Consider the following 22,567-nt stretch of genomic DNA (forward strand, 5'->3'; position numbering starts at 1 on the left):
CTCCCGGATTTCTGGTGGCGCCGACTGTGGCCTGTGCCTCGCCACGGGCTCGTCAGATGGGCAACATGAACTCCGTGGGCTCGCCCTGGTGCCAGGAGACGACTACCTGGTCTCCTTGGCCGGCCATGGCCTCCACGGTGACCAGGGGAGCAGGTTCGTGGTCCGGCCGGCGGGACAGCCCGACCACGGCGATGACGATGTCGCCGACGGATACGGCCTGTGTCGCGAGCCAGGGCACACCGGTGTACTCGCCGAGGGGGCTGGTTCCCTCCTCGACGGCGATTCCGGCTTCGTCCAGTCCGCGTACTCCCCGGATGAAGGAGCGCAGATCGTCACGGCCCGTTTCGGCGAACACGCGTTTCTGGTAGGTGTCCGAGTCCGACCGGAGTGGCCTGGAGGAGGCGACGGGCCAACCCCCGATGCGTAGCCTCACGGCCGATGTCGGGCTGTCCACGCGAGCCATGCGTACCTCGATGCCACCGCGAACAACCGATGCGACGGTGAGAACCGGACCAGGAGTCACCGCACCGACTGGGCCCGTTCCCAAGTTCGGGCCGGTTTCGCTTGCCGCGTCTGTCCAGCGGACAGGTCCCTGTGAAGCGGCGACGAGCACACCATCCGCCAGTTCCCGGGCGAACAGCGTACGGAACCCGCTCCGATGGCTGGCCCTGCCGTCGGCGTCAAGCAGTACTACCGAGTTGTCGACCGGATTGGCGACCGACGGGCCCGTCAGCGAGGGCAGGGTCGCCGTGGAGTACCCGAGCCGGGTGTAGAGCGGGGAGTCGGCGCAGGATTCACCGGGCTGTGCCGTGTCCGTGCCATGGTTGAGCACGGTGACGATGCCGTCCGACCGGCGTGCGGACACCAACCAGCCGGGTGCCTCGACCACGCGGGCGATGTCGCCGGTCTCGATGGGCAGTGGTTGCTCGACGTCGGTCCACACCGCGTGGTCGGACGGAAGGAGCAGGCCGAGCATGCCTTTCGCCGCCCAGTACGGAGAGGCCGGTCCAGAATAGGACTGGCGCATCTGGGGCCAGGGGCCGTGCCATCCGAGGCTGAGCAGGCCGTCCGGTTCGAGCGCGTCGTGCTTCACGAAATGCGAGACGATTCCGCTGGCCGCGCGTCGGAGCAGCCCGGGCGCGTGCTGTCCCGAACCGGTGATCGCGGACACCCACAGCGGGGCGGCGGAGGCGAAGCGGTAGGTGAGGCTGCGGCCCTGCAGCAGGGGGGAGCCGTCGGCGCCGATGAGGCGTAGTACGTCATCGGTGTAGCGACCCAGATCAGCGGCCCACTGATCACGGAGCGGCTCCGGACACAGCGTTCCGGTGACGTCGAACAGCCGCGTCCACAACATCGGGTACAGGTGCAGCGCCCAGCCGTTGTAGTGGTCGAATCCCCGTCCGTGGCCGTCGGCCAGCCAGCCGTTCGGCCGTCGTAGTGCTGCGTGAACGGCGAGGCTTTCCTCGATTTCCGCAGCGGACCAAGGGCCCCCGACCTCGCGGAGGAACGATTCCACGATGATGCGGAACCATGTCCAGTTGCTCTCCGGGTACCACTGTCCGAGTACGGCCGACAGCCAGTTGACGGTCTGCTCGCGAACGCGTTGGTCCAGGCGGTCCCAGAGCCAGGGCCGGGTCACCTGCAGGGTCAGCGCAATGGACGCTGCCTCCACCTTTGCCTGGTGCAACCCGTCGTCGGGCCGTGGCCAGGGCTCCGGCGACGTCGGATCGGTGCCGGCCGCCAGGCCCCTGGCATACCCCTCAAGGTAGTTCCGTGGATCGTCGCCTCCACGCCCTGCCGCGAGAAAACCTGCGATGAGAAAGGTGCGGGCGAACCCCTCCAAGCCATCGGAGGTCGAGCCACTGACGCTGGCCGGGCCAGGAAGATCGATCCGGGCACCGGCAGGCGAGCGGTAGGAGTCGACCGCGGTCAGCATGCGGTCCGCCAGCAGCTCCCAGTGTTCCCGTGTCCATCCGGTGTACGGGGAGCGGAAGACGTCGGGTGGGCTGGTCATGCTTGCACCGCCAGGCTCTGTCGGGTGAGGGGGCATAGCGGGGGTAGGCCGGCCGAGTAGCGCTCCAACTCGGTGAGTGCCGCACGGGCCATGAGGTGTGTCTCTGCCCCTTGGGATCCCGCTACGTGCGGGGTCAACAAGACGTTGGGAAGGTCGTAGAGGGGGGAGTCCGCGGGAAGGGGCTCGGGATCGGTGACATCGAGGATGACGTCCAGCCGTCCCGACGCGCAGGCGCGTTCGAGTGCCGAGGTGTCCACCAGTGCCCCGCGGGCTGTGTTGATCAAAGTGGTACCTGGCCGTAGCTTTGCCAGTTCCGCTTCGCCGATCATGTGCCGGGTCTCAGGCAGCAGCGGGGCGTGCAGCGACAGGACGTCGGCGCGCGGCAACGCCTCGGCCATATCGAGCAGTTCGGCACCTGCCGCGTTCACCTGCGCGGGATCCGCGTACGGATCCACCACGAGGATCGGTCCCTCGTGCAGCGTCCGCAGGAGGGCTGCCACGCGGCGTCCGATCCTTGAGAAGCCCACGATCACGACCGTGCGATTGTGCCCGCTCAGCTCGCCCCGGCGGTCGCGGTAGGCCAAGTCCTCCCGGTACTTGCGAGCGTCTTGGGCCAGGAAGGGCACCTTCTTGAAGGACCACAACACTGCGGCCAACGTGTACCGGGCGACTGGTTCCGCGTTGACGTCTGCCGCAGAGGTGACCACGATTCCGCGGTCGAGGACCCGTTCGTCGATGTGCCCCCGCACACTGCCGGCCGCGTGGAAGACGGCGCGCAGACGTGGCGCGGCATTCAGCACGTCGTCGTCGAGCGGCGGGCACCCCCAAGAGGTGATCAGCACCTCCACCTTCGACAGCCGGGTGCGAATGTCAGGGGAAGTCAACTCCTCGGTCGCCAGCGGCTCGGCGACTGATGCCGCAGCACGAAGACGTATGAGCTCGGGTTCACCGAACTGAAGGTGCAGAGAGTCGCTCGCCATGGCCAACAGCGTCTCCGGGCGGCGCGCACGCGGCTCCTGAGCACCAGGCTCGTGCGCTGGAGGCTTGTGCATCACAGCCTCTCTCCCCACGAGGTGGCCGTCGCAGGCAGTCGGCAGGGGAGTCGCTCGGGCAGATTGCCCCTCCCGCGTACGGGGCGTGGAACCAGGTACATGAACACGGGCCGTTGCTCTGTCACGAACGTGATGCTATTGAAGGGGGTGCAGATGCCATGCAGGGCTGGATTGTGCGGAAGTGGGACGAAGTTGCCTCGTGGGTCGCGATACAGATATGAGCGGGCGACCGTGTTCCGCTCGGATGGTCTGCCCGTCTGGGCCGATCGTCACGACATCACCGCTGACGTGGCTGCCCATGACCACGACTTTCTTGAGATTGCCCTCGTTACCCAGGGGCGCGCCCTCCATGTCGCCGTCGATGGCGACCACCCCGTCCGCCCAGGTAGCGCCGTAGTGATCCCGCCGAACCAGTGGCATGCTTACCGGGAGTGCGAGGATCTTGTGGTCTTCGACTGCTTCGTGGCGCCGGAGCTGGTCCACAGCACGCTGCCGTTCCTCGACGCCGAGCTGCCCCTGATGGCCGGACTGCACGCCTCGACCCTGCCGCTTCCGCAGCGGGTTCAGCTCGGTTCGGGTGAGCTGAGCGCGGCGATCGCAGAGCTGTACAGCATGAGCGACACCACCGCTGGGCCGCGCTCCCGTGTCCAGATCATCGGGCATCTCTTGATCTACCTCGATCTTCTCAACCACTCGTGGGCCGCGGAAGACTCCATGGAGCGTCGTCGGCGAGCCAAGCTCCATCCCGCGGTGTCCAGCGCTGTCAAGGTGATGGAGGACGACCCGGGTCGCAGCTGGACCCTTGCCGAACTGGGTGCCCTGACCTCGATGGAGCGTACGTACCTCGTCCGGTTGTTTCAGCGCGATCTCGGAGTCTCGCCGATCGCCTACCTCAATCAACTGCGGGAGCAAGCCGCGGCCCGGCTCTTGGTGCAGACCGATCAGTCGGTCGCGAGGATCGGCGCGCAGCTCGGCTGGGGAGACGCCGGCTACTTCGCGCGTCGATTCAAAGCCGCCTACGGGCTGACGCCCTCCGCCTACCGGAGGCGCGCCCTCAAGGGCCAGGACTGGGACCATTCCCCGACTGGCCATGAATCCACAGGCCGGTGATCGAGAGCTACGCCACCGCACGGGACGCGAGTGTCGGCCTCGAAGGTCACTCGGCAGTCGCCCGCCGGGGGGCGTGGCACCCTCGGCTACCCAGCCGTAGGACAACTCTGTCCGACTCTCGCCCAATTCAAGCCATGGTGACAGCCAAGTTTGGCCAATAGTGTCGCGACCGTGACTGAGCAGCGTTACTCCCATGTGAACTCCGCCGGAAGATCTCGTCACTCGGGATTCCCGGCATGAGCGGGCCGGAGGCGGGGCTCGCCGAGATCGGCTCGACGGACCGCACGGCCGGGCGCGACGAGCCTCAAATCGTCGCCGGTCCGAACGAACCTCCCCGTCGGCAGACGCGACGGCGATTCATGAGGCTCGGCCGCCTTCGACGTGACCGGTTGTTCGTTATCCTCATGCTCCCGGGGCTGGCCTACTTTCTGGTATTCCACTATGCGGTTCTCTTCGGTAACGTCATTGCCTTCAAGGACTACATTCCTTTCGATGGGTTCTGGGGGAGCGCCTGGGTCGGCGTCCAGAATTTCAACGACCTTCTCGGCGACCCCGGCTTTTGGCATGCGGCCCTCAACACCGTCGAGATCGCCGGGTTGCAGCTGATCTTCTACTTCCCCGCCCCGCTGGCCCTGGCTCTGCTGTTGCACAGCCTCACGTCCCACACTCTTCGACGGTTTGTGCAGTCGGTGGTGTACCTGCCGCACTTCATGTCCTGGGTGATCGTGGTCGCCATGGCCCAGCAGATGCTCGGCAGTACTGGTCTTTTCAACTCCGCATTGTCGGGAGTGGGACTACACACGGTCGACATCATCGGCAACCCGGAACTGTTCAAACCGCTGACGGTGCTGCAGGTAATCTGGAAGGATTGCGGCTGGGGCACGATCATCTTCCTCGCGGCACTGACCCAGGTCGACGATCAGCTCTACGAAGCCTCGGCCATCGACGGGGCGGGCCCGTGGCGGAGGTTCTGGCACGTCACCCTGCCTACTATCCGGCCCATCATCATCCTGCTTCTCATCATGCGGATCGGGGAGATCCTGTCCGTCGGCTTTGAGCAGATCCTGCTGCAGCGAACAACCGTGGGTCCCGAAGCAGCTGAAATCATCGACACCTTTGTGTACTACAAGGGCATCGTCGGCGGGAACTTCGGCTTCGGTGCCGCAGCCGGCCTCTTCAAGGGTGTGGTGGGGGCGATCCTCGTCTACGCCGCGAACAAGATTTCGCACCGCCTCGGGGAACAGGGAGTCTACAAGTGAGCGCTGTCAGTGAGACTCGTTCCAGAAGCCGTCGGCCGGTCAAGCAGGTGCGCCCGGTCTGGATGGAGAAGCCCCGAAAGGTCACCCTGGCCGCAAAAGGCGTCGCTCTTGTGGTGATCGTCCTCCTGGTCCTCATGCCTTTCCTGGTGGTCATCGCCACCTCGCTGTCGTCGACAGAGTCCGTCGTTGAGAATGGCGGCTGGGTGGTGTGGCCCAGTGACCCGTCCCTGAAGGCTTATCACCAAATATTCAGCGGCGGCATCGTCACCCATGCGCTGTGGGTGAGTATCGGGGTCACGATCGTCGGGACGGCAGCCAGCATGGTGTGTACGGTGATGCTGGCCTACGCGCTTTCCCGCCCCAAGGTCTTCGGCGGTAAACCCATGCTGCTGCTCGTACTTTTCACCTTCCTCTTTCCGCCCGGGATGATCCCGACCTATCTGATGGTCAAGAACCTCGGGCTGCTCGACAACTATGCCGCGCTCATCGTTCCGGTGCTGATCAGTGTCTTCAACCTGGTGGTCCTGCGTGGGTTCTTCCAGTCCGTTCCGGAGGAGCTTTACGAGGCAGCCCGGCTGGACGGCGCCGGCAACTTCAGGATCCTGGTCGCCGTGGTGTTGCCGCTTTCGAAGGCCGCGCTCGCGATGGTGTCCCTCTTCTATGCCGTGACCTATTGGAACTCATGGTTCCAGGCGTCGATCTATATGGAAGACGACCACTGGCCGCTGCAACAGGTGCTCCGCACATACGTCCTGAGTGGTGGTCAGATCGCCAGTTCCACCGGCGCGGGCGACGCGGCCATGGCCGCCCCGCAAACCATTCAGATGGCCGTCCTGGTCGTGGCAACGGTACCGATCCTGCTGGTGTACCCGTTCCTGCAGAAGTACTTCGCCAAGGGCGTTCTTTCCGGCGCCATCAAGAGCTGAATTCGAGCCGAACCCCATCTCTGGAGCCGGGGCATCCGGCCGCACCGCCACGCTCCTCGAATGCCGGCCTCCGGGGTGGCCGTCGCGCTGAACAACGCCAAGTGGAGACAGGGCCCGCCGGGCTCCACTCACCGCAAGGGCGGCTGCAACTCATGGGCCGCAGGCATCAATCACTCTTCCTGAAGGGATGTACGACCATGCACACCCCCTCCCGCCGTTCCGTGTTGCGCTCCATCGGCATAGCCTCCGCCGCGATCGCCGCACCTCCTCTGCTGAGCTCCTGCACCACCTCCAGCTCTTCGGGCAACGCCACCAACAAAGGGGTGGAACTGGCGCCGTGGCCAACCTATGCGCCCAAGGCCACCATCACCCCGGACCTCAAGGGCGACGGCGTCACCGGCATCCAGGACACCTACCTGAAGTACCCCTCCAAGCTCACCAACGGGACGTCCGAGACCCCGGGCGACGGCTCCACGCTCAAGGTCATGACCATCACGTATGGCACTGCCCCCACCCCCCGTGGGCAGAACAAGTACTGGCAAGCCATGGAGAAGGCACTCGGTGTGAAGATCGACTTCTCCCCGGTGCCGGCCGCGGACTTCGCGGCGAAGATGGCTACGCTGATGGCCGGCGACGACCTGCCGGACATCCTGAACATCGGCGGCGGCTCCACGCTCCCCCACGAGGCTCCTTTTGTCCTCAAGACAATGGCCGACATCTCGGAGTTCGTGTCCGGCGATGCCATCAAGGACTATCCCAACCTCGCGAACATCCCGACCGCTTCCTGGAAGGCGGCAGGTCGCTTCCGCGGCGGTATCTACGGTGTCCCCGTTCAGCGAGCCAGGCCGGGCCTGGCGCTGTGGATCAACAGCACCAACTTCGAGGAGCACGGCTTCCGTCCCGACGACAGCGGCTACAGCCGAGAGGACTTCACGCGCCTCCTCAAGGAACTCACTCACGGCAGGCAGTACGGCATCGGTGCGGCGAAGGACAACGGGCTGAACTGGTTTGGCGCGCACGCTCAATTCCACGGGGTGCCGAACGCCTGGTCGGTCTCCGGGGGAAAGTTCAACACCTACTACGAGAGCCCTCACTTCAAGGAGATGCTGGCCTACCTGCACACGCTGTGGAAGCAGGGGCAGTACTACCCCGACTCCGCCGCGACTGCGACCGTCGACCTCAAGACGCAGTTCTACAACGGAACTGTGCAGTCCTACACGGATGGCTTCGGTGCCCTTGCGACAACACTCAGTCAGGTGCGGGGCTTCAAGGCGACGCCGATGATCTCCTACTCCGCGAACGGAGTCGACGCGACTCCGTGGGCCGGCCCGGGGTACGCCGGCTACACCGTCATCAACAAGAAGCTGTCGAAGTCGAAGATCAAGACGGTCCTCAAAGTGCTGGATTTTCTGGCTTCCCCCTTCGGAACCGAGGAGTACCAGCTCCTCATGTATGGCGTGGAGGGCGTGCACTTCACCTACAACAAGGATGGCGACCCGACGCCGACGGCCCTCGGCAGGACCGAGAATGTCGTCAACCTGCCGTTCTATTTCATGTGCAATGCCCCCCAGGTGCTGTATGTGCCCAATGCGCAGGAGGAGGTCAAGGCCGCCTACGAGTGGCAGCGTCAGACCTGCCCCAAGTTGATCACGAATCCGGCGACTGGCCTGCGCTCCAATACTCTGAGTTCGGCCGGCGCCACGCTCAGCCAGGTCATGGATGACGCGATCATCGGCATCATCACCGGGCGGCAGGCCGTCAATTCGTGGGACTCCGCTGTGAGCAACTGGAAATCCGAGGGCGGAGACAAGATCGCTGCGGAGTACGAGTCCGAGTATGCGGCGGGCACGACCAAGTGATCTCAGTGGCCGGCGCGGCACCTCCGCCATTCGCGCACATCTTGGAACACGGGTGCCCATGCCGGGTCACCTTGGACGACCTGAGGAGACCATGTGCCGCACCACGGAGACAAGCTCCCCCGAGTAGGTGCGCCACGTGCTGAACACCATCGGGAACCACTGGGCATGGGAGAAGCTCGCCCGCGGCTTTCCTGGGCAGTACTCGATGCGCCTGCCGGGTGGCAACAGGTCGCCTACGAGATCGAGTGCGCTGACCCCGATTCCGGCGATGTCGTCTTCAGCGGGCGGATCGACTCCGAGGACAGCGTGCTCGTCCCATGGCCGCACCATGAACTCCAGTCACGCAGTCGGCGGCAGATTCGTGTGCGGGTCTGGGGATCACGGAATGCGCACGCCTCCGACTGGAGCCCGACGCTGACCCTGGAGACCGGTCTTCTGGAGGCATCGGACTGGACGGCGGACTTCATCACGCCCGACGCGCCTGCCGCAGACGAGAGTGTGCCGCTGCTGCGCAGAGATTTTTCGGTCAAGGGACCAGTCCGTCGAGCGAGGCTCTACGCCACGGCGTTGGGAGTCTACGAGATGGAACTCAACGGCGACCGTGTCGGTGACATCGCGCTCGCACCCGGTTGGACCAGCTACCATCACCGACTCCGCTACCACACATACGACGTCACCGAAGCTCTGCGTTCCGGCTCCAACACGCTGGGGGCCTGGCTGGCCGACGGGTGGTTCCGGGGGCGCCTCGGATTCAACGGCGGCATGCGACACATCTACGGTGACCGGAGAGGGCTGCTGGCCCAGCTGGAGATTCAGTACGACGATGGATCCACTGAGTTCGTCGGCACGGACCAGAGCTGGCGCACCGCACCAGGCCCCATCCGGTTCGCGAGTCTGTACGACGGTGAACACCACAACGCGCAGCGAGAGCGTCCGGGCTGGTCCACCCCAGGCTTCGACGACAGCGATTGGCCGCCCGTCCAACTGATGGTTCACGACAGGACAACGCTGGTAGCCCCCGCGGGCCCGCCGGTCCGCCGCACCCAGGAGCTCAGGCCGATCGCCGAAACCACCTCCCCTTCAGGGAAGAGGATCGTCGACTTCGGGCAGAACCTGGTCGGTCGGCTGCGGATATGGGCTGAAGGTCCCCCAGGCGCGGTGGTCCGGCTTCGCCATGCCGAAGTCCTGGAGGACGGCGAACTCTGTGTTCGGCCTCTGCGCCAGGCGCGGGCGACGGATGAATACGTGCTGCGCGGCGACGGCCAGGAAAGCTGGGAACCGCGATTCACCTTCCATGGCTTCCGCTACGCCGAGATCAGCGGGGGAGTTGACGACGTTGAGGTGGTGGCCCGCGTCTACCACACCGACATGCTGAGGACAGGCACCTTCACTTGTTCGGATCCGCTCGTCCAGCGCCTGCACGAGAACGTGGTGTGGAGCACGCGCGGCAACTTCCTTGACGTTCCCACCGACTGTCCGCAACGAGATGAACGGCTGGGATGGACCGGCGACGTTCAGATCTTCGCGCCGACCGCGTCATTTCTGTACGACTGCGCAGGCATGTTGTCCTCGTGGTTGCGCGACCTGACAGCCGATCAGCTCCCCAACGGTTGCGTGCCCTACTTCGTTCCCGCGATTTCGGTACCGCCTCTGGAACTGGAAACCCTCACGCCGGCGGCGGCCTGGGGTGACGTCGCCGTCCTGACACCGTGGGAGCTGTACCGGCAATACGGCGATGGGGACGTGTTGCGCGCACAGTATCCGAGCGCGAAGGCATGGGTCGACTGCATGACCGCCCACGCAGGTGGTCATCACCTGTGGGACACAGGGTTCCAGTTCGGTGACTGGCTCGATCCCTCCGCACCGCCGGACGATCCAACCGCCAACAAGGCTGATCCCTATCTGATCGCAACCGCATACCGCGCTCATTCGACCGCGGTCCTCGCCAGGATCGCCGACACTTTGGGCTATTCCGAGGATCACCAGCGCTACGAAGAACTCGCGCGAGCCATCAGCGATGCGTTCGCACAGCGGTGGGTTCTTCCGTCCGGACTGCTTGACAACGATGCTCAGTCCTCCTACGCCATCGCCCTCCACTTCGACCTCTTTCCCACGTCCGCGCAGCGTGACACCGCGGGACGGCGTCTGGCCGCGTTGGTACAGGAGGCCGACTTTCACATTGCCACAGGCTTCGTAGGTACCCCGGTCATCTGTGACGCTCTTGCCGACTCCGGGCATCTCGATACCGCGTACGCCCTGCTTATGAAGCAGACGTGCCCATCCTGGCTCTATCCGGTGACCCAGGGCGCGACAACGATCTGGGAGCGCTGGGACAGCCTTCTCCCGGAGGGAGATGTCAACCCGGGTGACATGACGTCCTTCAACCACTACGCGCTGGGCGCGGTCGCCGACTGGCTGCATCGCGTCGTAGCCGGGTTGTCCCCCGCCGAACCCGGATACCGCCGGCTCCTCATTCGCCCCCGACCTGGTGGCGGCCTCACCCATGCGTCGGCGGCGAAGGAGACGCCGTACGGGCGAGCCGAAGTCGGTTGGCTACGCGAGGCGGACACCTTTTCCGTCGATCTCACCGTGCCTGCGGGAGTCACCGCCGTCGTGGATCTCCCGGGCCGGGCGCCCGAGACCGTCGGATCGGGACGTCATCGTTGGCACATCCCGGACCCCACATACACGGATGCGGCCGGTGACTGACGGTGATTCGGGACTCGGCTTGGGTAACGGCTGGTGGAAAACCGGGTCCGAGGGGTGGGGCAGAGCTGAGTCGGTGGTACTTCGCGGGTTCCTCGTTGGTCAATTCTGCCCTACTTTTCCTCAATCCGGCCCGCAGCGTGAGCGCTCCGTCTTCAATACAGTCGCAGTCGTGATTGACCAAAGATCTGCATTCAACTCATCGGCCACCTCGGAGATTTGGGGGTGCCGGGCGTGAACAGGCGTGAAGTGACGATAGCGGCGTACTACTTCCCGAACTACCACGTCGACCCACGCAACGAGCGGTGGCACGGCGAAGGGTGGACCGAGTGGGAGGTGCTGAAGAAGGCCGGCCCACGCTTCGAGGGCCACGCGCAGCCGCGTGTTCCGCTGCATGGCTGCGAGGACGAAGCTGATCCGGCGGTGATGGCCGGCAAGATCGAGACGGCCACCCGGCACGGGGTCGATGCCTTCATCTTCGACTGGTACTGGTACAGCGGGCGCCCCTACCTGGAGCGTCCCCTTGAAACAGCGTTCATGCCCACCGCGGCCGATCACGACCTGAAGTTCGCCGTCATGTGGGCGAACCATCATTGGACCAACATCCACCCGTGGAAGTCCGGGACGACCGCCACCGAGCTTGAGTCGGGAAGCGTCGATGCCGCCCAATTCCGAGCAGCCACCGAGTACTTGCTGGAGCGGTATTTTCATCACCCAGCGTACTTGCGGCTCGACGGCCGCCCCTACCTGTCGATCTACGACCTCTCCACCCTCATCGATGGGCTCGGTGGCATCGAATCGACCAAGACCGCGCTTGACGATCTGCGCTCGCGCGCCGCCCGGGCAGGCCACGGCGACGTCCACCTCAACGCCATCGCCCGGGACCAGCCAGTGCTCCCGCAGGACGGTGTGGCGCTCGACGAAGCGGTGTTGGTGAGCCGACTCGGATTCGACAGCGTGACGTCCTACGTATGGGCACACCACCACCCACTGCCTACGCTCCTCACCCCGTACCCGGACGTCCTGGAGCAGGCGGAGAAGGGCTGGGAGAACCTCGCTGCCAGGTTCGACCAGCCCTACTATCCCAATGTGACCGTCGGGTGGGACCCGTCACCGCGGACCGTACAGTCCGACAGGTACGACCCCCGCCATGGCTATCCCCACACCAACATCATCTCGGAGTGCACGCCTGAGCACTTTGGGCAGGCACTTGAGAGGGTGCACAAGTACGTCGCGAAGACCCAGACCCCACTGGTGACCATCAACGCATGGAACGAGTGGACCGAGGGCACCTATCTTGAGCCCGACACCGTCTATGGGTACGGCCATCTTGAGCAGATACGCAGAGTGTTCGGTACCAGACACTGAGCCGGCGCGTCTCAGGTTCCGATCTTATGGTTCGCAAGGCCGGTGACATTGCCCGCGGGTGACACCTGCCGCTGCCCTGCACTTGAAGCTAACCCGACATCCGATCCGACAACACTGTTTTGTGGAGCGGCGGTAGCTACCGTCACCCCACACGACCGATGTCGGGGGTAGGGCGAGGACCAAGGCCAGGCGAGGGCCCCTGCTGACTCCGCTCGGGGGCTGAGAGTTGATGCCCCGCCCGCGGTTCCTATTCGGTTCCCGAGGTGGGGCCGGCACAGGTGTCGCCGGTCCTGATTCTCGACCGTGTATGTGGTTGAGGAGAACCTGATCATGCAGCGCAGAGTGAGTATCAAAGATGTCGCTCGAGAAGCCGGTGTTTCGATCGGCACGGTCTCCAACACCTTGAACCGGCCGAACCTCGTGTCACCTTCCACCCGCTCGCGCGTCCAGGAGACCATTCACGCACTCGGGTTCGTACGAACGGAGGGAGCTCGACAGCTGCACGGGCTCCCGTCTCCTGTCGTCGCCGTAGTAGTACCCCAAGGGGCTGATCCCTTCGGCGCCGAGCTGACGCACGAGGTCGAGAAGGTGGCCGCTGAGATCAGCCTTGGGGTGATGGTCCACTCCGATACCCCAGATGACGCCTCCCGTGCACGGTACGCATCCTTCCTTGCTGCGCAGCGAGTCCTCGGCGTGGTCGTCGCCGTGGAGACCGACACCGACCAGGTACTCACCGCATTGCGCGACTATGGTCTGCCCTGTGTCACGGCAGGCGAGGACCACGGTGCGAGCTTGGGGTACGCGGTGCACACGGACGACGTGGCGGGAGCCCGGACCGTGGTGCAGCACTTGCTTCAACTCGGCCATGAGTTCATCGCCTACCTTGACGGGCCCGCCACTCAGCGGAGCAGGCGTCGCGCCACGGGAGTGGCCATGGCTCTGCGGGCGCCGGGAGTTGCCCCTCGTCAGGAACTTGGCCTGCAGGCACACGCCTTGACCGTGGACGCGGGTAGAGAGGCTGCACGCGTTCTGTTGGGCCTGCGGCAAAGGCCCACCGCAGTCTTCTGCGGTGACGACAGACTTGCGTTAGGGGTGCTGCAATGCTTGTACGAGGCAGGCGTGAGCGTCCCGGAAGACATGGCGCTGATCGGCTACGGAGACAGTATTCATTCCGCGACGGCTGCCGTCCCACTGACGTCGGTGTCCCGGTCGGTGCCCGAGATCGCACGGCACGCCATCCGTATGCTCGCTGTGGAAGGGGCTCCGCACCTCCAGGACTCAGCGGACGAGTGTGCCGTGGTCCAGCCCAAGTTGGTGGTGCGACGGTCAAGCCTTCGTACCGTTATCCACCACTGATTTCGTCCAACTGTTGTCGTGAGCGTCGGACCGGTCATCACAAGCGAGTTGATGATGGCGCTGCGCCAGAACAGTGAGACCGGGGAAGGCATGCCGAGCCGCTACTGGGCACGCGCACGCCGGTACGGCCGGGAACCGAGCAGAACATTGGCGCGGGCGAGCCGGGGAGGGTGTGGTGCACACCACGCGGCCTACACTCGATTCTGTCGTCTGAGCAGTTGATTCTAGCGTTCAGATCCGTCACAGTGATTGAAACGAGTGTGTGATGTGTCGTTTGCGTAGAGTGGAGAGGAGCTTCATGGATGCCATCGATCGCGCGATCCTGCGGGAGCTGCAGATCGACGGCCGCATCCCCTACGCCGATCTGGGGCCGAAGGTGGGGCTTTCCCCCTCGGCTGCGCGGCTACGACTCCAGCGGCTGATTGACGCCAAAGTGGTCCAGGTCGTCGGGGTCACCGACCCGATGACCATGAATCAGCAGACGATGGCGCTCCTGGGGCTATGCATCGAGGGCGATTCCCGGGTGGTGGCAGACGAGCTCTCCCAGCACGATGACGTTGTCTACACCGTCCTGACCTCTGGCCGCTTCGACCTGTTCGCGGAGGTCGTATGCAGTAAGCCGCGCGATCTTCTGGACTTCATCAACGACGTCGTACGGACCATCGATGGGGTCGCATCCGTGGAGAGCTTCCCGTACTTCGGCATCCACACCCACCGGTTCTTGTGGGAAATCCGTTAGAGCCCGTCCGGCGGAACATGCCGCGGTCGCGGGTGAGGCACCCACCTCCTTAGACTCCCGGCTTCACCCGAGAAGGGCGCCTCTTTCGCGGGAACGTCGGTTGCCGACGCTCCCCGTAGCCTCCCAAGAGCGGACTGATCTGCCGTACAGGCCCATGCGGCGTCCGAACGCTCACCCACTTCATGCTTCGCACAGCCAGCCAAGGACCCCTGCATGTCGCACGTAGAGCACCGCACCATCGACTTCTTCAGCGAGCACGGGCTTCGAGTACCGCAGGTGACAGCGGATCAGGCGGAGCAGATCGCCGCGCGGCACCTCGGCGTCACCGCGACTGCAGAGGCGCTGGGGAGCCAGCAGGACGCCAACTTCCTGCTGCGCGCCGACGACAGCAAGGCCCTCGCGATCTTGAAGATCGCCAACCCCGCCTTCGGTCCGACAGAGATCGAGGCCCAGGACACCGCCGCCGCACTGATCGCCGAGGCGCACCCTGAGCTGCGTATCGCCACGGTTCTGCGCCACCCCGACGGGTCCCCTCGATGCCAGGCGGTGGACACCGAGAACGGCCCGGCGGTCGCACGGCTGCTGCGCTACCTGCCCGGTGGCGCGCTCTCGGGCCCCCAGCACCTGTCCCCGGGCACGGTCACGGCCATGGGCGCCGTCGCCGGACGAGTCAGCCGGGCCCTGCGCGACTTCCGGCACTCGGGCCTTGAGCGGGTGCTGCAGTGGGACCCCCGGCATGCCGACCGTGTGGTGGAGCAACTCGCGGAGCACATTGACGAGCCCGACCGTCGAGCCGCCGTACGTGAGGCGACCGCAGCCGCCTGGGCACGCGTTCAGGGGCTCGCCGCCGAGCTGCCGACGCAGGCCGTGCACCTCGACCTCACCGACGACAACCTGATCCGTGCCGTCGACAGCCATGTGCCGGTGCCCGACGGAGTCATCGACTTCGGTGACCTGACCATGAGTTGGGCCGTCGGTGAACTCGCCGTGTCCCTGTCCTCGACGCTCCACCACGACGGTGTCGAACCCCACCACGTGCTGCCGGCGGTCCGCGCCTTCCACGACGTACGTCCGCTGTCGGCGGCGGAGGCGGAGGCGCTCTGGCCGCTCGTGGTCCTGCGTGGGGCCGTCTTGGTCGTCAGTGGCCGCCACCAAGCCGCCCTCGACGAGGACAACTCCTACGTCAAGGCCGCGCTGGAACGCGAGTGGCGGATATTCGAGCAGGCCACAAGCCTGCCCCTGGCTGTGATGACGCACCTTGTCGAGGACACGCTCGGCTTGGCCGACGCACCGGCGACCGTGAACGCACCGCCGCAGTCGCTGCTGCTGCGTGGCCTGGCCGCCGACGACATCACCGTCCTGGATCTGACCACCGGCGCCGGCGCCATGGACCACGGGGCCTGGTGCGAAGCCGGCGTCGAGGACCGGCTGGCTGAGTTGGCGCTCGCGGAGGGAGCCGCTGCCGCAGCCACCCGATATGGACAGGCCCGTCTCACCCAGGCACCACCTCTGTCAGCTGTTTCCCCCGCCACGGTGTCCACCGGCATGGACCTGTGGCTCGACCGGCCCGCCTCAGCGCAGGCCCCGGCCACGGGAAGGATTCTCGCGGCAGAACCGGGCCGACTGGAGATCACGTACGGCCCCCAGGTGCTGACCCTGGCCTTCCCCGACATGGTCCACCCGCTGGTCACCACCGGTACAACGGTCGAGGCGGGCGAGGGCCTCGCCCACTTCGCGTCCGACACCAAGCTCCACATCGCGATCCACAACCCCGACAGTCCTGCCGTGCCCCGCCTGGTGCGCCCCGAGTACGCCGCCGGGTGGCTCGCGCTCACCACCGACCCCGCCCCGCTCCTCGGTCTCCCCGTCGCGGGCCCCACCGGCCAGGCGGACCTGCTCGCGCGGCGCGACGCCGTGTTCGCGACTGTGCAGGAGCACTACTACGCCGACCCGCCCCGGATCGAACGCGGTTGGCGCCACCACCTGCTCTCCACCGACGGCCGTGCCTACCTCGACATGGTCAACAACGTCACCCCACTCGGCCACGCCCACCCTCGCATCGAGCAGGCCGTCGCACGGCAGTTGAGGCGCATCAACACCAACTCGCGCTTCCACTACGCCTCGGTGGTGGAGTTCACCGAACGCCTGATCGCCCATCTGCCCGACCCGCTGGACACGGTGTTTCTGGTCAACTCCGGCTCGGAGGCAGTCGATCTGGGCATCCGGCTGGCCATCGGAGCGTCCGGACAGCCTGATGTCGTCGCCCTGCGCGAGGCATACCACGGCTGGACGTACGCCTCCGACGCAGTGTCCACCTCGCTCCAGGACAACCCCAACGCCCTCGCCACCCGCCCCGGTTGGGTGCACACCGTGGACTCGCCCAACTCCTACCGCGGACGCCATCGCGGCCCCAACGCGCGCCGCTACGCCCCCGAGGCAGTCGCCTCGATCGACGAACTGGCCGAGTCCGGCCGCCCGGCAGGAGCCTTCATCGGCGAGACCTTCTACGGCAACGCCGGGGGAGTGCCCCTGCCCGACGGCTACCTCGCCGATGTCTACGCCGCGGTGCGTCGACACGGCGGCCTGGCCCTCGCCGACGAGGTCCAGGTCGGCTACGGCCGCCTCGGCCAGTGGTTCTGGGGCTTCGAACAGCAGCAGGTTGTCCCCGACATCGTCTGCGTGGCCAAGGCCATGGGCAACGGGCATCCCCTCGGCGCCGTCATCACGTCCAAGGCGGTAGCCGACCGGTACCGGGACCAGGGCTACTTCTTCTCCTCCACCGGAGGCAGCCCGGTCTCCAGCGCTGTCGGCCTGACTGTCCTGGACACCCTGCGCGACGAAGACCTCCAGGGCAATGCCGTACGCGTCGGCGGCCACCTCAAGAAGCGCCTGGAGGCGCTGGCCGACCGCTTCAGCATCATCGGCGCCGTGCATGGCTCGGGCCTGTACCTCGGCCTGGAACTCGTCCGCGACCGCGGCACGTTGGAACCCGCCACGCAGGAAGCCGCCGAACTGTGTGATCGCATGCTCAGCCTGGGCGTGGTTGTCCAGCCGACCGGCGACCACCTCAACATCCTGAAGATCAAGCCACCGCTGTGCATCGACGCCACCGCGGCCGACTTCTTCGCCGACATGCTCGACCGCGCGCTCACCCAATTCGGATACGCCGCCTGACGTCGTACGTCCGCGGGTCGGGGTCCGGGGGCGTACGCGGGTCAGTCGAAGCCGCCGTACGCCGGCGATCGGAGGCGATTATGTGGCGCAATCGTCTCTGAACTCACCGACTGCGGCGCTTTCTTGAGGCTCGTCTCGGCGATGCCCCCCGGAGGCCGGGACTGTTTCCGTACTTCCACGCTTCCGCAAGCGTTCGCTCAAGCGTGACATCCAGGTGTTCGCGCCTCGACGAATAGCTTCGCCTCAAGATTCCTGGAGAAGAGAGAAGATGATGGACACTATCGTCGTCGGCGCGGGAATTGCTGGCATTACCGCAGCGCGACTGCTTCACGCCGCAGGACAACGTGTGATCGTGCTTGAGGCGCGAGACCGTGTTGGTGGGCGCATGTGGACGGACCGCACGGCAGGGTTCTCCGTCGACCGTGGCGCTTCATGGATCCATGGCCTCACCGGCAACCCACTCACGGAACTTGTCACCGCGCTCGGGATGGAGACGCGCGAATTCACGGTGGGGAGCTTCCAGGCCGGCGGTCGGCCGATCGCCGACTACGACGAATCGCGGCGCTTGCTGGACGACGAGGCGACACGGCAGTGGACCATCGACGTCGACACGGCAGATGATCTTTTCACGCTGACTGCCGCGGAGGCCGACCACGACGAGAGTTACGCCACTGCGGCCGAGCGCGCCCTTGCCGCGACCGGATGGGAACTCGAACGCGCCGAACGGGTCCGCGCGTTCTATCGGCACCGGACGGAGGAGCAATGCGGCGCAGAGATCGAACAGGTCGCCGCTCACGCCCTCGACGAGGACACCATCGAAGGTGACGAAGTGGTCTTCCCGGGTGGCTACGATGTGCTTCCCAGGGCTCTCGCAGAAGACCTCGACGTGCGTTTGGGAATGACCGTGACTGCCATCACCAGGTCGCCTACAGGGACGCGTGTCGACACGGAGAACGAGTCTTTCGAGGCCGCCCACGTGATCGTCACGGTGCCGTTGGGCGTCCTCAAAGCGGGGGCGATCGAGTTCACACCCCCTCTGCCCGACGTCGTAGCGGGACCGATCGCTCGACTCGGAATGGGTGTGTTCAACAAGATCTTCCTGCAGTTTCCAGACCGGTGGTGGCAGGACGATGTCTATGCGATCCGGCAGCACGGCAGGGCCGGCGTCCCCTGGCATTCCTGGTACGACGTCTCCGTGGTGAGCGGTAAACCGATGCTGCTGACCTTCGCCGGCGGCGCTTGGGGGCGGGAGATTGAACAGAAGACCGACGAAGAAGTCGTCTCGTCGGTGCTCAGCTCCCTCCGTAAAATCTACGGCGACTCCGTCCCTGGACCCGTGGCTCACTGGATCACACGCTGGGGCATCGACCCTCTCGCCCTCGGCTCGTACTCCTACGTCGCCGTCGGCTCCTCGCACGATGATCACGATGCGATGGCAGGACCCGTCGGCGGCGTTCTCCACTTTGCGGGAGAAGCGACTTGGGGGCGCGACCCAGCTACCGTCCACGGCGCGCTCTGCTCAGGGCATCGAGCGGCCGAGCGGATCCTCGGTTCACCGATCTCCCTGGTCGAACTCACACGGGGTGTGACCCCTTCGAAGTGAGGCCATCTGATACTCAGCACGCTGCGGACGGGTCAACTCCTCAAGGACTTCGGCTCGGCGACGCCGGTCGCCGCTTACATGTCCGTCGCGGCCGTGGTCACCTCCGTCACGGTGGCGGCGTTGAAGGAAACGCGGGGGCGCGACTTGAGCGACATCAACGCCGAGCGACCGCTCTACGCCTCGGACGAGGCATCACCTGCGAGCAAGGCCCCGCAGGAAGTCTGACCTCGGCCCGATCCGGTTCCGCGCGTCATCGCCGCTGTCTCCCCAACTGTGGGAGGCAGCGGCGATGGGTCATTTGCTGGAGTGCGGCCCGAGGCCGTGGGCGGCGAAGACACGGTCCACGAAGCCTGAGTCGGCGAGGGGGACCCTATGGGTGGCGAGGAGGGCGAACACGTCCGCGAGCTGGCGTGGTGCGGTTCCCCGCACCTGAGACTCGGGGGCGAGACCGAGAACGCCGATGAGTGGTCCGCGGCCGGTGATGGGTGTCGTGGACAGGCGCAACCGCATGGTGAGGCGGCCTGCGCCCGAATCAGGGTCCTCGCCGAAGTCCATGTCAAGGCCGGTGATGTCGTGCCAGCCGTACCGGCGGCGCAGCATGCCTCGCGACAGCGTGAGGCCCTTGCTGTCGGCGCGTATCCAGAAGCTTCTGGGCGCGGGCACCGCCACCACGGGGACGGCCAAGGCGGCGATCAGCAGGCTGGTACCGACGCCCAGCCGGTTCACCGCCCCGCTCGTGCCGAGGACAACAGCCACCAGGAGGCCCAGGAGACAGCCCGGACCTACGCCTGAGAAGCGCCACAGGAACCCCAGTCGCACGGTGGGGAGTCGTCTTGTCGAATGCACATGCCCATCCTGAGGGCTTGTCGGCGCCGATCGTGTCCGTATCCAGATTCTTGTGTGTCACCGTTCGGTGGAAGCGGTCGCCGCTCAGGAACCCGCCGCCGTACAGCTCCTGGTCGCCCTGGAGATGGAGTTCCAGACCCGCTGTGGCCGAACAACGCTCGGCCACTTCGCGGATCTTCTTCAGGACGCCCCGCTCACGCTGATCCGTGACCAGGTCACGAGCGGTGTCCGCCTCGGAGACGGACTGACCCGCAGCTCGATAGCGTGCTCGTCGTCCGGTCGCAGGACGGTAAGGTCGCGGCGCATCCGGGCCTGGTCGGCGATGACGGTGGCGTCCTTGGCATCGGTCTTGCCCATGCCCAGGGAGCAGGCCGACGCCCGGTTGACCGCGAGGCCGGGGATGTAGAGCAGCCGCTGGCCGTGGCTAAGCAGCACGCCGATCAGCAGAGTGGCCATGCCGTCGGCGACGTCGACCGCCCACACGGTGTCTTCGTCGAGGGCCAGCACGTCAGCGATGCAGGCTCAGCGAAGTTAATGGGGGGTCGGGCTGGCAGAGCGCTCCACTTGGCCATTCGGAGACACGGCCGTCTCGGCCGGCCCCACGGCCGGGTCAGCCCGGCTTGACCGCCAGCGTCGCAAAATAGTTCGACATGTATTGAGCGGATGCGTTGGATTGGTGCGGCGCTTCCGCGAAGCCGGTGAGGACGAACCCCGCGGCGAGTTGCCCGCCGATCTGGTCGGTGAGGGTGTGGCTGTATTCAAGAGCGGCATCCGCGCCGAACTTCGTGGCGCGTTCCTCGGCGGAGTACTGCGTGACATCGCTGTAGGGCAGCTTGTGCACGACGATCAACTCGCCGCGCTCGTCGAGCGCCTCGTGGTCGAACAAGTACACATCAGGGTTGAGGAAGCCCACGAGCAGAGTTCCGCCCGGTCGCAGGATGCGGAAGCACTCACGCCACACCGGTGCCAAGTCCGGTACGAATAGGTTGGAGACCGGATGGAATACGACGTCGAATGTTGCGTCGCCGAAGGCGCTGAGGTCGCGCATGTCGCCCAGGACGGTGCGCAGCTCGAGTCCGTCGCGCGCCGCCACCATCTGGTCCTGGCCGAGCTGGCGGGGTGAGTTGTCGAATACGGTGACCCGCGCCCCTGCGGCGGCGAGGATCGGACCCTGCTGGCCACCGCCGGAGGCCAGGCACAACACGTCCTTGCCGGTCAGGTCCGTCGGCAGCCAGGAGCGGTCGACTGGCTCATGCCCGATGAGAACAATCGACCAGTCGCCCATGCGGGCGCGCTCGACATCCTCAGCACTCACCGGCCTCGACCACTCGTTGCCCTCTTGGACATACTTGTCCCAGGCTGCCCGATTGTGGGCAACGGGGTCGACAACAATGTCCTGCACGTTTAACTCCCTGCTACAGCCAAGCGGACACCTGCGGTACTGACAGTTCGGTGCCGCCAGCCAACACGATTGCAGGGTGCGGGCTCAACGAAATTAGCGGGCATCAAGGTGTCCACGGGCTCGACGGGTGGTCGCGTAGCGGGTGCGTAAGCGCTGGTTGCCGGGGTCGCGGAAGCCGTACGCGTCGCGGGCGATTGTCTTGATGACCCGGTTGGTGCCTTCGGAGCCGACGTTGGTGATCCCGGTGTGCAGGAACGCAAGGATCTCTGGCCACCATGTCTCGGCGGTTGTGGCTGGGCGCTGCAGTTCGGGAAGGTCGGCGTCGGCGCATCGGCGGTGGAACCGGTACAGCAGATCGCCGACCTGTTCCCGTGGGCGGAGACCTGGTGCGGGACGGTGCCCCCCTAAACGTGTGTGACGCGCGCCACATGCGCTGGGGTGCCGGGTGAAGCAGCGTTTCGTAGCGCGGGTGCTGTCTGGGGGGTGGATGGGTCGACGGGGCCTGTCCGCTCCGGCCCGGGTGGCTGGAGGCTGGGCTGTTTGATCCAGAGGAGTTGTCGATGACTTCCATCGGACCTTCCATCGGTTCGCGCCTGCGGAAACGCGTATGGCCGGCTGTGGCGGTGGGCGCCGCGGTCCTTGCGACGGGCGCGGGGTCGGCGGTCGCGTCGTCCGTCGGCGCGTCGCCTGTGTCGGCGGCGCCCGCGCCTGCGTCCCTGGGGGCGGCCTCCACAGACGGTGCCGTGCGGGTGGTCGCTCCGGGTGAGCGGATCACCGTCGCCGGCAACAAGCTGTGGCTGACGGCGACGGGCCTGAACATCGAGGCCGCGAAGTCCTCGGGCACTGACAAGCCGGATGTCATCCGGGTCGCCGACGTACCTGCCGGGAAGGTGTCCACAATCGCCCGCGGCGACGCTTCCGGCGCACTGTGGGCGGGGATCTACCGCAGTCCGGTGATCGCGACGCCCAAGGTCACCATCAAGCTCGGAGCCCGGACCCTACGGGCCGAGGTCGTCACCCTCGCCGGCAAGCCCGGCTGGGTTGCCTACTACGCCTTCGACACGAAGGGCCAGGCTTCCGAGAAGCCCTCGATCACCGTCCAGAGCTAGTCAGGGGGCGCCGCTGCCGCACCCGGACGGGGCGGCAGCGGCGG

Annotated in this window: 17 protein-coding genes and 1 pseudogene; 12 read left to right on the forward strand and 6 right to left on the reverse strand. The window is 66.0% G+C overall.

Annotation, left to right across the window (positions count from 1 at the left end):
• Positions 1–52: 52 nt before the first annotated feature.
• Both ACFVT5_RS14785 and ACFVT5_RS14790 read right to left on the reverse strand, forming a co-directional pair.
• Positions 53–2,014, reverse strand: coding sequence for a DUF2264 domain-containing protein (locus ACFVT5_RS14785; RefSeq protein WP_389886319.1), 1,962 nt, complete (start codon positions 2,012–2,014; stop codon positions 53–55).
• Positions 2,011–3,066, reverse strand: a complete 1,056-nt coding sequence (locus ACFVT5_RS14790; protein ID WP_389886672.1) for a hydroxyacid dehydrogenase — start codon at positions 3,064–3,066, stop codon at positions 2,011–2,013. The genes ACFVT5_RS14785 and ACFVT5_RS14790 overlap by 4 nt, the downstream gene beginning before the upstream one ends.
• Before the next feature lie 231 nt (positions 3,067–3,297).
• Between ACFVT5_RS14790 and ACFVT5_RS14795 the strand changes: the two genes are divergently transcribed.
• The 11 genes from ACFVT5_RS14795 to ACFVT5_RS14845 all read left to right on the forward strand — a co-directional run bounded on the left by ACFVT5_RS14795 (position 3,298) and on the right by ACFVT5_RS14845 (position 19,391).
• Entirely contained in the window at positions 3,298–4,176 is an 879-nt protein-coding gene (locus ACFVT5_RS14795) for an AraC family transcriptional regulator (protein WP_389886322.1), read from the forward strand.
• Between the two features lie 404 nt (positions 4,177–4,580).
• Positions 4,581–5,435: an ABC transporter permease gene (locus ACFVT5_RS14800; RefSeq protein ID WP_389886675.1), complete on the forward strand. Its 855-nt coding sequence runs from the start codon at positions 4,581–4,583 to the stop codon at positions 5,433–5,435.
• A gap of 62 nt (positions 5,436–5,497) precedes the next feature.
• Entirely contained in the window at positions 5,498–6,361 is an 864-nt protein-coding gene (locus ACFVT5_RS14805; protein WP_389886678.1) for a carbohydrate ABC transporter permease, read from the forward strand.
• A 197-nt stretch (positions 6,362–6,558) separates the two neighbouring features.
• Positions 6,559–8,220, forward strand: a complete 1,662-nt coding sequence (locus ACFVT5_RS14810) for a sugar ABC transporter substrate-binding protein (RefSeq protein ID WP_389886325.1) — start codon at positions 6,559–6,561, stop codon at positions 8,218–8,220.
• Positions 8,221–8,385: 165 nt separating this feature from the next.
• Entirely contained in the window at positions 8,386–10,929 is a 2,544-nt protein-coding gene (locus ACFVT5_RS14815; RefSeq protein ID WP_389886327.1) for a glycoside hydrolase family 78 protein, read from the forward strand.
• Positions 10,930–11,151: 222 nt separating this feature from the next.
• Positions 11,152–12,294, forward strand: coding sequence for a glycoside hydrolase family 99-like domain-containing protein (locus tag ACFVT5_RS14820; protein ID WP_389886330.1), 1,143 nt, complete (start codon positions 11,152–11,154; stop codon positions 12,292–12,294).
• Positions 12,295–12,597: 303 nt separating this feature from the next.
• Entirely contained in the window at positions 12,598–13,650 is a 1,053-nt protein-coding gene (locus ACFVT5_RS14825; protein WP_389886333.1) for a LacI family DNA-binding transcriptional regulator, read from the forward strand.
• Positions 13,651–13,948: 298 nt separating this feature from the next.
• Positions 13,949–14,389 carry an Lrp/AsnC family transcriptional regulator gene (locus tag ACFVT5_RS14830; protein ID WP_389886336.1) on the forward strand — a complete coding sequence of 147 codons (441 nt, stop codon included), beginning with the start codon at positions 13,949–13,951 and terminating at the stop codon, positions 14,387–14,389.
• A gap of 213 nt (positions 14,390–14,602) precedes the next feature.
• Positions 14,603–17,563, forward strand: a complete 2,961-nt coding sequence (locus ACFVT5_RS14835; protein WP_389886339.1) for an aminotransferase — start codon at positions 14,603–14,605, stop codon at positions 17,561–17,563.
• 214 nt (positions 17,564–17,777) lie between these two features.
• Positions 17,778–19,166, forward strand: a complete 1,389-nt coding sequence (locus ACFVT5_RS14840; RefSeq protein ID WP_389886342.1) for a flavin monoamine oxidase family protein — start codon at positions 17,778–17,780, stop codon at positions 19,164–19,166.
• Positions 19,167–19,244: 78 nt separating this feature from the next.
• Positions 19,245–19,391, forward strand: coding sequence for a hypothetical protein (locus tag ACFVT5_RS14845; RefSeq protein ID WP_389886344.1), 147 nt, complete (start codon positions 19,245–19,247; stop codon positions 19,389–19,391).
• Between the two features lie 69 nt (positions 19,392–19,460).
• Here ACFVT5_RS14845 and ACFVT5_RS14850 read toward each other — a convergent pair whose 3' ends face one another.
• From ACFVT5_RS14850 to ACFVT5_RS14865, 4 genes and pseudogenes are all read right to left on the reverse strand, one after another.
• Entirely contained in the window at positions 19,461–19,985 is a 525-nt protein-coding gene (locus ACFVT5_RS14850; protein ID WP_389886347.1) for a hypothetical protein, read from the reverse strand.
• Between the two features lie 255 nt (positions 19,986–20,240).
• A pseudogene (locus ACFVT5_RS14855) lies at positions 20,241–20,534 on the reverse strand (transposase); the annotation flags it as partial.
• A gap of 88 nt (positions 20,535–20,622) precedes the next feature.
• The gene (locus ACFVT5_RS14860) at positions 20,623–21,414 is read right to left on the reverse strand and encodes a class I SAM-dependent methyltransferase (protein WP_389886349.1); all 792 of its coding nucleotides are present in this window, start codon (positions 21,412–21,414) and stop codon (positions 20,623–20,625) included.
• Positions 21,415–21,507: 93 nt separating this feature from the next.
• Positions 21,508–22,023, reverse strand: a complete 516-nt coding sequence (locus ACFVT5_RS14865) for a transposase (RefSeq protein WP_389886681.1) — start codon at positions 22,021–22,023, stop codon at positions 21,508–21,510.
• On the opposite strand from ACFVT5_RS14865, the gene ACFVT5_RS14870 reads away from it, so the two are divergent.
• Complete coding sequence (locus ACFVT5_RS14870) at positions 21,975–22,523, forward strand: hypothetical protein (RefSeq protein ID WP_389886351.1); 549 nt, start codon at positions 21,975–21,977, stop codon at positions 22,521–22,523. The two genes, ACFVT5_RS14865 and ACFVT5_RS14870, sit on opposite strands and share 49 nt — an antisense overlap.
• The last annotated feature ends 44 nt before the right edge of the window (positions 22,524–22,567 follow it).

Source organism: Streptomyces sp. NPDC058001 (genome assembly GCF_042886315.1).
GTDB lineage: Bacteria > Actinomycetota > Actinomycetes > Streptomycetales > Streptomycetaceae > Streptomyces.